The organism is Streptomyces sp. cmx-18-6, from assembly GCF_046548915.1.
Taxonomy (GTDB): Bacteria; Actinomycetota; Actinomycetes; order Streptomycetales; family Streptomycetaceae; genus Streptomyces.
Map to the genome: position 1 here is coordinate 504550 of NZ_JAEBEP010000004.1, position 13903 is coordinate 518452.

General features: G+C 72.9%; 11 protein-coding genes and 1 tRNA gene. 7 read left to right on the forward strand and 5 right to left on the reverse strand.

From position 1 onward, the window contains the following. Positions 1 to 129: 129 nt before the first annotated feature. The 3 genes from lysA to ACLJPL_RS12940 all read right to left on the reverse strand — a co-directional run bounded on the left by lysA (position 130) and on the right by ACLJPL_RS12940 (position 3243). On the reverse strand, positions 130 to 1521 hold the full coding sequence (lysA, locus tag ACLJPL_RS12930; protein ID WP_411080915.1) for a diaminopimelate decarboxylase: 1392 nt from the start codon (positions 1519 to 1521) through the stop codon (positions 130 to 132). A 29-nt stretch (positions 1522 to 1550) separates the two neighbouring features. After that, complete coding sequence (gene nrtL, locus ACLJPL_RS12935) at positions 1551 to 2684, reverse strand: ArgS-related anticodon-binding protein NrtL (RefSeq protein ID WP_411080916.1); 1134 nt, start codon at positions 2682 to 2684, stop codon at positions 1551 to 1553. A 124-nt stretch (positions 2685 to 2808) separates the two neighbouring features. Continuing rightward, entirely contained in the window at positions 2809 to 3243 is a 435-nt protein-coding gene (locus ACLJPL_RS12940) for a response regulator (RefSeq protein WP_411080917.1), read from the reverse strand. Between the two features lie 152 nt (positions 3244 to 3395). Between ACLJPL_RS12940 and ACLJPL_RS12945 the strand changes: the two genes are divergently transcribed. The 4 genes from ACLJPL_RS12945 to ACLJPL_RS12960 all read left to right on the forward strand — a co-directional run bounded on the left by ACLJPL_RS12945 (position 3396) and on the right by ACLJPL_RS12960 (position 7038). Continuing rightward, positions 3396 to 3467, forward strand: a tRNA-Arg gene (locus ACLJPL_RS12945). A gap of 272 nt (positions 3468 to 3739) precedes the next feature. After that, positions 3740 to 4051: a hypothetical protein gene (locus ACLJPL_RS12950; RefSeq protein ID WP_411080918.1), complete on the forward strand. Its 312-nt coding sequence runs from the start codon at positions 3740 to 3742 to the stop codon at positions 4049 to 4051. A 107-nt stretch (positions 4052 to 4158) separates the two neighbouring features. Then, positions 4159 to 4992: an alpha/beta fold hydrolase gene (locus tag ACLJPL_RS12955; RefSeq protein WP_411080919.1), complete on the forward strand. Its 834-nt coding sequence runs from the start codon at positions 4159 to 4161 to the stop codon at positions 4990 to 4992. Positions 4993 to 5493: 501 nt separating this feature from the next. Beyond that, positions 5494 to 7038 carry a hypothetical protein gene (locus ACLJPL_RS12960; protein WP_411080920.1) on the forward strand — a complete coding sequence of 515 codons (1545 nt, stop codon included), beginning with the start codon at positions 5494 to 5496 and terminating at the stop codon, positions 7036 to 7038. On the opposite strand, the gene ACLJPL_RS12965 is transcribed toward ACLJPL_RS12960, so the two are convergent. Further along, positions 7007 to 8839, reverse strand: coding sequence for a serine/threonine-protein kinase (locus ACLJPL_RS12965; protein ID WP_411080921.1), 1833 nt, complete (start codon positions 8837 to 8839; stop codon positions 7007 to 7009). The genes ACLJPL_RS12960 and ACLJPL_RS12965 overlap by 32 nt on opposite strands. Before the next feature lie 62 nt (positions 8840 to 8901). Further along, on the reverse strand, positions 8902 to 10095 hold the full coding sequence (locus tag ACLJPL_RS12970) for a Ku protein (RefSeq protein ID WP_411080922.1): 1194 nt from the start codon (positions 10093 to 10095) through the stop codon (positions 8902 to 8904). A 76-nt stretch (positions 10096 to 10171) separates the two neighbouring features. Between ACLJPL_RS12970 and ligD the strand changes: the two genes are divergently transcribed. The 3 genes from ligD to ACLJPL_RS12985 all read left to right on the forward strand — a co-directional run bounded on the left by ligD (position 10172) and on the right by ACLJPL_RS12985 (position 13831). After that, entirely contained in the window at positions 10172 to 11080 is a 909-nt protein-coding gene (ligD, locus tag ACLJPL_RS12975) for a non-homologous end-joining DNA ligase (protein ID WP_411080923.1), read from the forward strand. 244 nt (positions 11081 to 11324) lie between these two features. Continuing rightward, entirely contained in the window at positions 11325 to 13511 is a 2187-nt protein-coding gene (locus tag ACLJPL_RS12980) for a HEAT repeat domain-containing protein (protein WP_411080924.1), read from the forward strand. Beyond that, a complete protein-coding gene (locus ACLJPL_RS12985) occupies positions 13508 to 13831 on the forward strand; it encodes a zinc-ribbon domain-containing protein (RefSeq protein ID WP_411080925.1) in 324 nt (107 codons plus the stop codon). The genes ACLJPL_RS12980 and ACLJPL_RS12985 overlap by 4 nt, the downstream gene beginning before the upstream one ends. Positions 13832 to 13903 lie beyond the last annotated feature (72 nt).

Consider the following 13903-nt stretch of genomic DNA (forward strand, 5'->3'; position numbering starts at 1 on the left):
GCACGCGCGTCTGACACCGCTCCTTCTCCCACCCTCCCATCGCCGGAGGGCCATGTTCATGTGTGGACCAGTCTCACTCACCGGACGGGGGTTTCTGACCCTCGTCCGGATCCTGAGACGACTATTTCATCAGCCGACATCGAGACGCAGGAGATCTTCCTCCGTCTCGCGCCGGACGATGACGCGTGCCTCGCCTTCCCGGACGGCGACGACCGGGGGGCGCAGGGCGTGGTTGTAGTTGCTCGCCATCGAGCGGCAGTACGCGCCGGTTGCGGGGACGGCGATCAGGTCGCCGGGCCCCAGGTCCGCGGGCAGGAACGCGTCCTTGACCACGATGTCCCCGCTCTCGCAGTGCTTGCCGACGACCCGGACGAGCATCGGTTCCGCCTCCGAGGTGCGCGAGACGAGCGCCACGCTGTACTCGGCGTCGTACAGCGCGGTACGAATATTGTCCGACATCCCGCCGTCGACGCTGACATAGGTGCGCAGCCCTTCGAGGGGCTTGATGGTGCCGACCTCGTACAGCGTGAACGCGGTGGGTCCGACGATGGCCCGCCCGGGCTCGACGGAGATGCGGGGCGTGCGCAACTTCGCGGACTCGCACTCGCGGGTGACGATGTCGCTGAGCGCCTTGGCGATCTCGTGCGGCTCGCGGGGGTCGTCGTCGGAGGTGTACGCGATGCCGAGGCCGCCGCCGAGGTCGATCTCGGGGAGCTCGACGCCGTGCTCGTCGCGGATCTCGGCGAGCAGCTGCACCACGCGCCGGGCGGAGACCTCGAAGCCGGCCATGTCGAAGATCTGCGATCCGATGTGCGAGTGGATGCCGATGAGTTCGAGCCCGTCGAGGCTCAGGGCGCGCCGCACGGCTTCGGCGGCCTGCCCGTCCGCCAGCGCGATGCCGAACTTCTGGTCCTCGTGCGCGGTGGCGATGAACTCGTGGGTGTGCGCCTCGACGCCGACCGTGACGCGGATCTGGACGCGCTGGCGGACGCCGCGGCGCTGGGCGGTGTGGGCGACGCGGACGATCTCCTGGAAGGAGTCGAGCACGATCCGCCCGACGCCGGCCTCGACGGCCCGCTCGATCTCGGCGACGGTCTTGTTGTTGCCGTGGAAGGCGATGCGCTCGGCGGGCATGCCCGCGTCCAGGGCGGTGGTCAGCTCGCCGCCTGAGCAGACGTCGAGGTTCAGCCCTTCCTCCTTCAGCCAGCGCACGACGGCGCGGGAGAGGAATGCCTTTCCGGCGTAGAAGACGTCGGCGTCCGGCCCGAAGGCGTCGGCCCAGGCCCGGCAGCGGGCGCGGAAGTCGCTCTCGTCGAGGAAGTACGCCGGGGTGCCGAACTCCTCGGCGAGCCGGGCGACGCCGATCCCGCCGACGGTGAGGGCGCCGTCCGCGTCACGGGTGACGGTACGGGACCAGACCTTCTCGTCCAGGGCGTTCAGATCGGCGGCGGGGGCGGAGTAGTGCCCCTCGGTCAGGACGTCGGCGTGACGGGGACCGGCGGGGTGTGCGGAGCGGCTCATGGTGGGGCTCTCTCGGATTCGTCAGGTTCTCAGAGGTGTTCGGGCGCGCTGATACCGAGCAGGGACAGGCCGCCTGCCAGCACCGTCCCGGCGGCCTCGGCGAGGGCCAGCCGGGAGCGGTGGGCGGCCGAGGGTTTCTCGTCGCCCGAGGGCAGCGGCGGGCAGCAGTCGTGGAAGTCGAGGAAGGCGTGCGCGACGGCTTCCAACTGCCGGGCGACCCGGTCGGGCGCGCGGTGACGGGCTGCGGCCAGGAGGACGCCGGGGTGGTCGGCGAGGAGATCGAGGAGGGGGCGGGCGGCGTCCTCGTACGGAGCCGCCCCAGGAGCGGAGGCGAACCCGAGGGCGGCGGCGTTCCGGGTGAGCGCGCGGGCCCTGGCGTGGGCGTACCGGACGCGGAAGAGCGGGTTGGCCTCCCCCTGGACGAGCAGCTCGTCCCCGAGGGGCGCGCGGTCGTGCCCGGCGGGCCGCAGCAGCCCCCAGCGGGCGGCGTCCGCCCCGAGCCGCTCCAGCAGTCCGGCGGCGGTGGTCCCGGCAGGCACGGGGCGGGGGGTCCGGCGCGCGTCCACGGTGACGCCGGGCCCGACTGCGGGTCCGGCTCCGACGCCGGGTCCGACTCCGTCTCCGGGTCCGACTCCGACGTTGGGTCCGACTCCGACTCCGAGACGGGTCCACTCCGGGTCGTCGCCCGGCTGCTCGCAGCCGATCCGGACCTGGGCGCCCTGGGCGGCGAGGAGCCGGCGTACGGCGTCGGCGGTGACGGCCGCGCGCACTTCGGGGGCGTGGTGGAGGTGGTGGACCTCGTCCCGGAGGGCGTCCCCGTGTCCGTACGCGAGGCCCTGTTCCCGTACGGCGTCGAGGAGGGCCAGGTCGTTGTCGGCCGGGGCGTCCAGGGTGAAGCTGAGGAACCCGGGCCCGGTGATCTCGACCCGTCCGATGCCGGGCTCGACGGCGACCCGCTCCCGCAGGATGCGCGCGACCTCCAGGGCCGGCAGCTCGGCGGGCCCGGCGAGCTGGAGGGCGACCGCACAGGCGTAGTCGCCGCTGCCTCCGGGCCGGGTCCTCTCCACCCGCACGCGCGCGGGCACGGGCGCGCGCAGCGCGTTCTCGTCGACCGCGCGGCGCACGGCGTGCAGCACGGTCCGGGAGAGGTCGGCGGGGGTCACGGGACAAGCGTATGGGAGGAGGAGGGGCACTCCGCGACCCGGTTTCGCCATCCGGTCGGCGGGGGGCGGCCCGAGCCCGGGTCAAGCCGGTCGGCGAGGGGCGGTACCCATCCTCCGCGACCGGTCAGCCGGTGGCGGTCCCCGCGCGTCCGACGCCGCTCCAGCCGTCCACCGAGGGCCGCTCCCCGCCGGTCGCCAGCCGGCGCACCATCCGCACCAGCTCGCTCGGCTCGAACGGCTTCGCCAGGAACGCGTCGACCCCGGCGGAGACCCCCGCGTCCACCTCGTACGGCGTGCAGGCGCTGATGACGGCGATGGGCACATGGCCCGTGCGGGGCTCGGCGCGCAGCAGGGACGCGGTCTCCAGGCCGTCGAGCCGGGGCATCACGACATCGAGGGTGATCACGTCGGGGCGGACGCGGTGGACCAGGTCCAGGCACTCGACGCCATCGGCCGCGGTCACGACCTCGAAGCCCTCCAGCTCGAGATTGACCTTGATCAGCTGCCGGATGACCTTGTTGTCGTCGACAACAAGCACACGGCCGTACGCGCCTGACACCCTTCCAGAGTAGGTCGGCCCCGCTGACCGCGTCCGGCTTTTGCGCACTTCCGCCCCGGACGGGGGACGGGCTGACGCGGCGGAATACCTGTTCACGGACACCCGGTGGGAGCTGGTAGTGTTTCACCCGTCGCAGAGCAGCACCGCGATACGCCCCCGTAGCTCAGGGGATAGAGCATCGGCCTCCGGAGCCGGGTGCGCAGGTTCGAATCCTGCCGGGGGCACTTTCCGGAAAGAGGGTCTGACCCGCTGAGAAGCGGGTCAGACCCTTTCTCGTACCTGCCGGACGCAGACGGTCCCCTGACCGCGTGACTTTCCTTACGGCGCCGGCCGGCCATCCCCCTCGCGGGCCGGGCGCGCTGAAGCCGGCGGGCGGAGGGATGATGGTCGTAACCGAAGAGCCTCGGTGTGAAGCCGCGCAGGCCGGGACAGACGAGGTGACCCCGCCGCCCTGAGACGGCGTGACGTCTGACGACATGAACGAAGCGTGATCGTCATGAGCATTCCCCAGGGGAGCGCTCCCCAGTGGCAGCCCCAGCCACCGCCGCGACACCCGCGCAAGAAGCGCCGTATCTTCCTATGGGTGTTCCTGGGCGTCCAACTGCTCTTCCTGATCTGGCTGATCAGCGGGATCGCTTCCGGCGCGGGCACCCCTGAGGACTGCGGAACGCTCGACAAGCAGACCTGCAACGATGCCGAGAGCGCGGGCACCGCGATCGGTGTGGGGCTGGTCATCGTCCTCTGGGCCGTCGTGGATGTCATCCTGGGCATCACCTACGCGGTCTTCCGGCTCGCGAGGCGGCCATAGCCGTCCTGGCAAAATTGCCTGCCGACGCTCGGAGCAACGCTGCTGACGCGGCGTCAGTCAAACCGGCAGCCGGTTTGGCCACCCGTATACGGAAGGGGATCAAAGACGTGACCGACTGGCCGTTGCGCGAGAGCTTTTCCAGCACATCCGGCACGGTCCGCTGGGACCGGCTGGGGCCCGAGGGCGGGGAGCCCGTCGTTCTGCTGCACGGGACGCCGTTCTCCTCCTTCGTCTGGCGGGATGCGGCCCGGGCCCTGGCGCAGCAGTACCAGGTGTTCGTCTGGGACATGCCGGGCTACGGCGCCTCGGAGAAGCACCGGGGGCAGGACGTCTCCCTGGACGCGCAGGGCCGGGTCTTCACGCAGTTGCTGGACCACTGGGGGCTCACGGACCCGGTCGTGGTCGCCCATGACTTCGGGGGCGCCGTCGCGCTGCGGGCCCATCTGCTGCACGGGGCCGCCTACCGCGCTCTGGCCCTGGTCGACCCCGTCGCCCTGGCTCCCTGGGGTTCGCCGTTCTTCCGGCTGGTGGGGCGCAACAGCGAGGTCTTCGAACAGTTGCCGCCCGCCCTGCACCGTGCGCTCGTCCGGGAGTACGTCGGGTCGGCGAGCTTCCCCGGGCTGCGGTCCGATGTGGCCGACCGGCTGGTCGCCCCCTGGTCGGACGAGGAGGGGCAGGCCGCCTTCTACCGGCAGATCGCCCAGGCCGATCAGCGCTACACCGACGAGGTGCAGGGGCTGTATCCCCGGATCGGGCTCCCGGTCGCCGTGTGCTGGGGTGCGGAGGACACCTGGATCCCGGTGGCCAAGGCCCATGAGCTGGCCTCCCTCATTCCCGGCGCCGCCCTCACCGTGATCCCGGACGCGGGGCACCTCGTGCCGCTGGACGCCCCGGCCACCCTGACCGCCTCGCTCCTGGCCTTCCTCCGCGACCTGCCCTGACGCACCGGTGCCCACCGGGCCGGGGCCGCTCGGTGTCGGTGACGCTCGGTGCCGGGGCCGCTCGGTGTCGGTGCTCGGTCGCGGGGCACGGTGGTGGGGCTCAGCGACCGTGAAAGCCGTGGTTCCGACCGGGCGTGAAACGTGACGGATCCGGGCAGAGTGACGGGGACTTATGAGGGTCGACGGCGGGGGGCCGCTATGGAGTCCGGTGACCACGGGACGGCGGGACGGGGAGCGGGCGGGCACAGTGCGGGCGGGCACAGTGGCGGGGAGGGTGGCGGGGCCGGTCCCGTGACCGGAGCCGCGTCCGGAACCGGTGGCGCCGTTCCGCAGCCGCCCGCCGGGCCGCCGCCCGGGTTCGGGCCGCCGTCCCCTTCCGGTCCGTCCGGCTTCGGGCCTCCCCCGCCTTCGGACCCGCCGGGTTCCGGGGCTCCTCCTGGGTTCGGGCCGCCGCCGCCCTCCGGTCCGCCGGCCGCCGGGCCGCCGCCGGCCGGTGCGGGGGTGCGGGCCGTGGCCGCCGGGCTGCTCAATCTGACCGGGCTCGGGCTGGGGTACGCCCTGCTGGGGCGGTGGGGCCGGGCCGCCGGGTGCTGGGCGGCGACCGGGTTGCTGCTGCTCGTCGCGCTGCCCGCCGATCCGGACGGGGTCCCGGCGGGGGTGCTCGTCGGGTATCTCGTGGTGCTGACGCTCGCCGCCGTCGACGGGGCCCGGATCGCCCGGCGTTCGGCGCTCGGCGGTTCGTGGCGGCCGGTGCTGGCCGCCGCGCTGGGAGTGGTGCTGCTGGCCGTTCCGGCGGGCGGGGCCGTGGTGTACGGCTCGGCGCGGGACGAGGCCAGGGAGCAGGTGCTGCTGGACCGGCTGGAGTCCGGGGACCAGCAGGTCACGGCCGCGTCGAAGGTGCCGTTCACCCTGGCGCGCAGCCAGTACGAGGGGGCGCTCGGGGTGTACCGCGCGCTCGACGAGGACCATCCCGGATCGCGGGCCGCGAAGCTCGTTCCGGACCGCCTGAAGGCGTACTACGACGCGGTCTCGGCTCCGTACGCCGAGAAGCGGCACTGCGAGGCCGTCGAGCCGTTGACCTACCTGCGGACCCTGCCGGGCTCCGTGGAGGGGAAGCTGCTGGGCGAGCTGGCCTCGTGGCCCGACGAACCGCTCGCCAAGTCGCTGTACGAGTGCGGTGTGTCGCACCTGGAGGGGTCCGGCGGGGGCGGCGGTACGGAGCTGGGCGAGCTGTTGCGTACGTTCCCCGAGTCCGCGCCGGCGAAGCGGGTGGGCCCGGAGATCAGCAGGCGGATCAAGGACCAGGTCGCGGCGTTGAAGCGGGACGAGCCGTGCGCGGCCACCGGGGAGTTGCGCTCTCTCGGCACCACGGTCTCCGCCCTGCCCGCCGCGAACGTCTCGGGCCTGCGCGCCGACGCCGACCGGGGTGTGCGGGACGGGGTGTACGCCTGCGGGGTCGACCAGTTCAAGGAGGGGAAGTTCACCGAGGCGCGCAAGTCCCTGTCCGACTTCGCCCGTCAGTACAAGGGCGACGGGCGGGTGCGGCAGGCCCGGAACATAGCCATCGCCGCGGAGATCGCCGACGACCGGCCGGCGGCGGGCAAGCGGCTGCCTCCCTCCGGGTCTCCCGGCGGGGCCCGGATGCCGCTCGTCATCAGCAACGACGCGCCGAACTCGGTCGAGGTCCTCTACACCGGGCCGGTCACCGGTTCCGTCACGCTGAAGCCGTGCGGCGACTGCAAGCGCTACAGCGCGTCGAGCGGACCCCGGCTCGCCTGCCGGGCGAGCGGCAAGAACTACCCCAAGGCGCGGCTCCGACTCCCGGCGGGCGACTACCACTTCCTCTACAAGCACGGCACGGGCGCGTCGGCCCGGGTGGACAGCTACGCGGCGGGGTCGAAGGTCCAGCCCGGGTACACGTACACCAGCTGCACCTATGTCATCGAGCGCAGCTCTCTGGGACTCGACCTGCCCACCCTGCCCGACTACATCAAGCCGGCTTCCGCTCCGCCGGTCAGTCCGTCGCGCGCGGGTTCTTCTCGATGACCCGGCCGTCCAGGTGCGCGGTGAGGTGGGCGCCGCCGTACTTGTCGGAGACGTAGACGCGCAGCACCGGGCGGTTGCCGTGGAAGGGCGACGACGGGTCCACGATCACGTAACTGAACTCCGGATCGGGGACGTTGAGGCTCGTCCTGGCCGTCCGCAGCAGGGCGGGCAGGGCGTCCCAGTCGACGGATTCCAGGTCGACCGGCTTGTCCCCGGACATGAGCGTGCCGCCCATGTCGTCGTTCTTCGCCCGCCCGTCCCGGTAGCTGAACCGGTCGTAGAGGCGGGAGTTGGACTTCAGCGGCGCCTGGGCGGAGGCGTGCTCGCCGTAGAGGGTGAAGTCGGTGACCTTCGTCCCGCCCATCAGCGGCTTCAGCGCCGCGATGGCCTGCCGTGCGCCTTCGGGGGTGAGGAGGTCGGTGGCCCCGGCGGGCTTCTCGTCGTCCACGACCGGCTGTCCGAGGCTCGGGGCGGGGTCGGAGGCGGATGGCGTCGTGCCCCGGCTGTTCGCGGGGGCGCTCGCCGTGGTGTCGGGGCGGTTGCCGCCCTTCGCTGCGTCGTTGCCATCGGCTCCGAAGCGCGACGGGTCCACCATCCAGAGGATCACGCCCGTCAGCACCGCCGCCGAGACGACGGACGAGGCGGTGACGAGTATCCGGGCGCGAGTCCGGGTCTGCGTCCGGGTCTGGGTCCGGCGCGGGTCGCGGCGGCCGTGTTCGTCGCCGGGGAGCGGGACGGGGAACGGCTGTGGAGGGCCGAAGCCCGTGGGCACCCGGTCCGCCGGGGTCAGGGTCGGCGGGTGGGGAGTGGGGTCAGAGGGCGCGGTTCCGGAGGGGATGCGGGGGTCGCGGACGGGCGGGGCTTCGTGTGCGCCTCGCGTGCCGTCCGTGCCCCACGTGCCGTGTGCGCTCCGCGTGCCCTGTGCGCCTCGCGAGCCGTCCGTCCCCCGCGTGCCGTCCGTGCCCCGCGCCGCTTCGGTCAGCATGCGGTCGAGGGTCCCGGCGTCCGGGCGGGACGGGATGTCCCTGGTGAGGAGCGCGGTCAGGACGGGGGCCAGCTGCCCTGCCCGTACCGGCGGGGGGATCTCCTCGTCGAGCACCGCGGCCAGGGTGGCGAGGGTGGTGGCCCTGCGCAGGGGGTGGCGGCCCTCGACCGCGACGTACAGCATCATGCCGAGCGACCAGAGGTCGGACGACGGGTCGCCCTCGGTGCCCCGGATGCGCTCGGGGGCTATGTAGTCGGGCGAGCCGATGAGCGCGCCCGTCATCGTGAGGCTGGTCGACTCGCGGATCGCGGCGATGCCGAAGTCGGTGAGGACCGGGCGGCCGTCCGTGCGCAGCAGGACGTTGGCGGGTTTGACGTCGCGGTGCTGGATGCCGCAGGCGTGGGCGGCGCGGAGAGCGGAGAGGATGCCGCGCCCCAGTTCGGCGGCCTCGGCGGGGTCCATGGGGCCGGCGGCGAGCCGGTCGTGGAGGGAGGAGCCGGCCACCAGCTCCATGACGATCCAGGGGTAGCCGTCCTCGCCGGGGTCGACGATGTGGTGGACGGTGACCACGTTGGGGTGGTCGAGGCGGGCCAGGGCGCGGGCCTCGCGCAGCACCCGGGCGCGCAGGGTGCGGGCGCCCTCCGGGTCGTACTCCGCGAGCGCCGGGTCCGGGGGCCGTACTTCCTTGAGGGCGACGTCCCGGTGCAGCGCCTCGTCGCGGGCCCGCCAGACCATGCCCATGCCACCGCTGCCGAGCCGCTCCACCAGCGTGAAGCGGCCGTCGATCACCCGTCCCGATGGGGCCTTAGCGCTCATGCGCCGTAGCGTACGGGTGGCCTACGACAGGCGGGAGCCGGGGGCGGGGGCGTTGCCACGGGTCAGGCCGAGGCTCGCTTGCGGGGGGAGGCCGTGGTCTTCTTGCTCCGGCCGCCGGACGACGACGTCTGCTTCTTCGCGGAGGACGTGGACGCTGGGGAAGAGGCGTGGGAAGAGGACGTCGACTTGGCCGCTGTCTTCTTCTGCGCCGTCTTCTTGGCCGTGGACGCCGTCGACTTCTTCGTACCGGTGGATTTGGGCGTGGACGTGGACGCGGACTTCTGCGGCGCGGACTTGTGTGCCGTCGACTTCTGCGCCGTGGACTTCTTTTGGGTCGCCCGCGTCGTCCGGGTCGCCTTCTTCGCCGTCCTCCCGGACGTCGTCTTCTTTATGGGGTGGACGTCCGCCAGGTCGCCGTCGCCCTCTCCCCGGGCCCCGCCCCCGTCCTCGCTCTCCTCTCCCTCCCCATCCCCCTCCCCCCGGGACTTCTTCGCCGCGCGGACGCTGTTCTCCAGGGCCGCGATCAGGTCGATGACCTTGCCGCCGCCGGAGTCCTCGGACCGGGTCGGCTCCACCGCCTCGCCGGACGCCTTCGCCGCGATGAGCTCCTCCACCGCCTCCCGGTAGTCGTCGTGGAGGCTGTCCATGTCGACCTCGCCGAGGGTGTCCATCAGGGCGTCCGCCAGGTCGAGTTCGGCGTCGCGGACCGTGACGTCGCCGTCCGGGGCGACGCCCTCCGGAGCCCGGATCTCGTCCGGCCACAGAAGGCCGTGCATGGCGATCACGTCGTCGACGACCCGCAGCATGCCGAGCCGTTCACGGCCGCGCAGGGCGTACTTGGCGACGGCGACCTTGTTGCTGCGCTTGAGGGCCTCGCGCAGCAGGGTGTACGGCTTGGCGGCCGGGACCCCGTTGGCGGAGAGGTAGTACGCCGCGTCCATCTGGAGCGGGTCGATCTCGTCGGCGGGCACGAAGGCGACGATCTCGATGGTCTTGGCGGTGGGCAGCGGCAGCTGGGCCAGGTCCTCGTCCGTGATCGGGATCATCGTGCCGTCCGCGTCCTCGTACGCCTTGCCGATATCGCCGCCGGCCACCTCTTCCTCATCCAGCTCACAGACCTTGCGGTACCGGATCCGGCCACCGTCGGCCAGATGGATCTGCCGGAAGTGGATCGCATGGTTCTCGGTGGCGTTGACCAGCTTGATCGGGATGCTGACCAGCCCGAAGGAGATCGCGCCGTTCCATATGGACCTCACCGTTCACCCCTTTTGACGCCAAGGACGTTAAGAACGCTTGGGTAGGTTTTCGGATGATTCGTGTGACTCTTATCGTATGACGCCGATCACGGAGGTGGAGGGGCGGCGCCTCTCGCTCAGCAATCTCGACAAGCTGCTGTATCCGGCCACCGGCACGACCAAGGGCGAGGTGCTGCACTACTACGCGGCCACGGCGGCGGGCGTGATCCTGCCGCATCTGCGCGGCCGTCCGGTCTCGTTCCTGCGGTATCCGGACGGGCCCGATGGGCAGCTCTTCTTCACCAAGAATCCGCCTCCCGGTACGCCCGACTGGGTGCGCACCACCCCCGTGCCGCGCGGCGAGGACCCGGCCGCCCGCCAGGTGATGGTCCAGGATCTGGCCTCCCTGATGTGGGCGGCCAACCTGGTGGTGGAGTTCCACACCCCGCAGTGGCGGGCCGAGACGCCCGAGAGAGCCGACCGGATGGTCTTCGACCTGGACCCCGGCTCCCCCGCCACGATCGTGGAGTGCTGCTCGGTCGCGCTCTGGCTGCGGGAGCGTCTGGCCTCGGACGGGCTGTTCGCGTACGGGAAGACGTCCGGGTCCAAGGGGCTGCATCTGCTGGTACCGGTGGAGCCGACGCCGGCCGCCGAGGTGTCCGCGTACGCGAAGCGGCTCGCCATGGAGGCGGAGAGCGCGCTGCCGGCCCTGGTCCTGCACCGGATGAAGCGGGCCCTGCGGCCGGGGAAGGTCTTCGTCGACTTCAGCCAGAACTCCGCGTCGAAGACCACCGCCACCCCCTACACCCTGCGGGCGAGGGCCGAGCCCACGGTGTCCGCCCCCGTCACCTGGGACGAGATCGCGGACTGCCGGACGCCGAAGGCGCTGGTGTTCCGGGCGGACGGCATGGCCGCGCGACTGGAGCGTCACGGCGATCTGCTCGGCCCGCTGCTCGACCCGGAACAGGCCCGTCCGCTGCCCGCCGGCCCGGGAGCGGGCGCGTAGCAGGACCGTTTCGCCCCGGCTTTCACCGGTGTCCCACAGGGGCCCTCGCACCCAGCTCGTCATGGCCAGGTCATGACCTGGTTACGGCCTGAGGAAAGGCCACAAGTGGCGGGTGGATTGTCGGATGCGTGGTGCACACTCTGCGCAGGCGCTTTCTTCGGGACGCGCCGCAGGGGCGTGGAGAACAGACGTGCCGGGCGTGAGTGCCGCTCGGGGCGTCGCCGTGACGTGGGGAGGGGATGGCGTGTTCTCGGGGATCGATGAGGTCGACTGGGCGTCGATGGAGCATGCCTACGGGCCCGCCGACGACGTGCCGGTGCTCCTTCGGGGGCTCGCCTCCGCCGATCCGGCGGAACGGGAGAGCGCGCTCGACGGCATGTACGGCGCCGTGCACCACCAGGGAGACGTGTACGCCTGCACCCTCGCGTGCATCCCCTTCCTCTTCGAGCTCGTCGTGGACCCGGCCGTCCAGGACCGGGGCAGCGTCGTCGAACTGCTCACCAGCATCGGCGGCTTCGATCTGGACGAGGACGACGAGGCGGAGATCGACGAGGACGAGATCGAGGGCGCCGCGAACTACGCGATGGCGGCGGCGGCCGTCACCGCCGGGGCCGGGGTGTTCTTCGAGCTGATCGCCGACGAGGACCGCGGGGTGCGGCTGGCGGCTCCGCTGGCGCTCGCCACGTTGCACCGGCAGCCCGTCCGGGTGCTGGAGCAGTTGCGGGAGCGGCTGCCGGTGGAGCCCGACGAGGAGGTGCGGCTCGCGCTCGTGGAGGCGGCCGGGCGCGTCGCCCTGCGGCACCGCCCGCTGGCCGGGCGGGTGGCGGACTGGCTGAGGCTGCTGGTGGACCGGGCCCACACGCCCGGACTGCGGCTCGCCGCCCTGGCCCAGCTGGCGCGCTGTTCGCCCGACGCGCTGCCCGGCGATGTGGTGCCGGTCGTGTCGGAGCTGCTGCACGAGCTGCGTACGGGCCCGGACACCCCGCCGGACCACGGGAACGAGCAGGGGAGCGACCAGGATCAGGAGCAGGAGCGCGAGAAGGACTGCGGGCCGGAGGCGGAGTGCGAGGCCGAGCCCGGCGGGTGCGGGGACGCCTCCGGGGCCGAGCAGGTCGCCGCGCCGACCCTGGTGGGGCAGTTGCGCGCCCTGTCCGCCCAGGAGAACGCCGGGCGCGGGGCCCCCTGGACCGCCGATCTGCTGCGCACCCTGCACGTCGGCCTGGACGACCGGGTGGGCGACCGCACGGCTCTCCTCATCGACCAGTTGCGCAGCCCCGACCGCTGGCAGCGCGTCGACGCCGTCCGGATGAGCGGCGGGCTGATGCGGGCCTGGCGCGGTTCGTACGGGGAGCTGGTGGCGCTCGTCGGCGATCAGCTCGCCGACCCGGAGTCCCGGCTGGCCGATGCCGCCTCGCACGTACTGGAGGAGCTGTTCTCGCTGGCCGCCCCCGCCGCGGACGCCCTGGCCGCCCGCCTGGCGGGCGATCCCGGCGGCTGGGTGAAGGAGTGGGCCAGCGGCCCGCCCGGACTCGGCTCCACGGTGAAGGCGCTGGCCCGGCTCGGCGACGCCCGTGCGCTGCCCGCCCTGGCGGCGGCCCTGGAGCTGCCGGAGGTGCCGCACGACCTGGGCGCGGCGGTCGTCGAGCTCGGGCCGGCCGCCCGACCCCTCGCCGGTGCGCTGCGGCGCAGGCTCGCCGGGGTGGCGCTGGACGAGGGGGCGTACGACCGGGCGAGCCCGCTGCTGGCCGGGCTGACGGGCCTGCGCGCGGGCGAGGCGACGCCGGAGGTGCTGCGGGTGCTGCGCGGCGCGCCGGAGTACCGGGGCGAGTGGCTGCGTACGGCGGCGCTGCGCGCGCTCGGGGCGTTCGGGCCCGCGGCGGAGGCCGCCGTGCCGGAGCTGCGGGCGCTGCTCCGCCGGCCCGGCTCGGCCACGGAGGCGGCCGAGGCGCTGTGGGCGGTCTCCGGGGACACGGACGCGGTGCTGCCCGTGCTGATGGAGGGCATCGGCTCCGACCAGGTGCACGACCGGCGGGCCGCCGCTGCGGCCCTGGGGGCGCTCGGGCCGTACGCCGCGGTGGCGGTCCCCCGTCTGCGCGGGCTGCTGGACCACGATGAGCTGTGGTTGCGGGTGGACGCCGCGATCGCGCTCCGGGAGGTGTCCGGCCGGCCGGAGGAGCCCATCGAGGTGCTGCTCGCCGCCTGGGACAAGAACCGTCATGTACGCGTCCGGGTGGCAGAATGCCTGGCGCGGATGGGACCGGTCGACGCGGGGTCGGCGGCGGCACAGGTGCTGCGGGCCGAGCTCTCCTCCGTACGCCGTCACAACGCGATGGACGGCGGGTACGGAAGCCATGACACGTACGAGGACGAAAGGCTCCTGACGCTGTGCCGCCAGGCACTCCGGGGGGCGGGGAAAGGGACCACGACATGATCATTTTCGGCACCAAGGGCTATCTGCACCAACTGGCCGTCCTGACGCTGGTGTGCGGCTGGTGCGGCAACCCGGCGGCGCACACCCTGCGCAAGCGGGTCACGAAGTTCACGCTGTTCTTCGTGCCGCTGTTCCCGTTCTCGTCGAAGTACGCCACGCAGTGCACGTTCTGCGGCGGGGAGCAGCAGGTCTCCAAGGAGCAGGCCGACCAGTTGCTCGCCCAGCACGCGGCGGGGCCGGACGGCGGTCTCGGCCAGGGCCCGGGGCAGGGTCAGCAGGCCGGGTTCACGCAGCCGGGGCAGAACCCCTACCAGCGCTGACGGCGTACGGGCGGGCCGGCGGGCGGCGGCACGGGCGGCCGGTCGCGTAAGGGTACGAAGTGGGCATTGCGC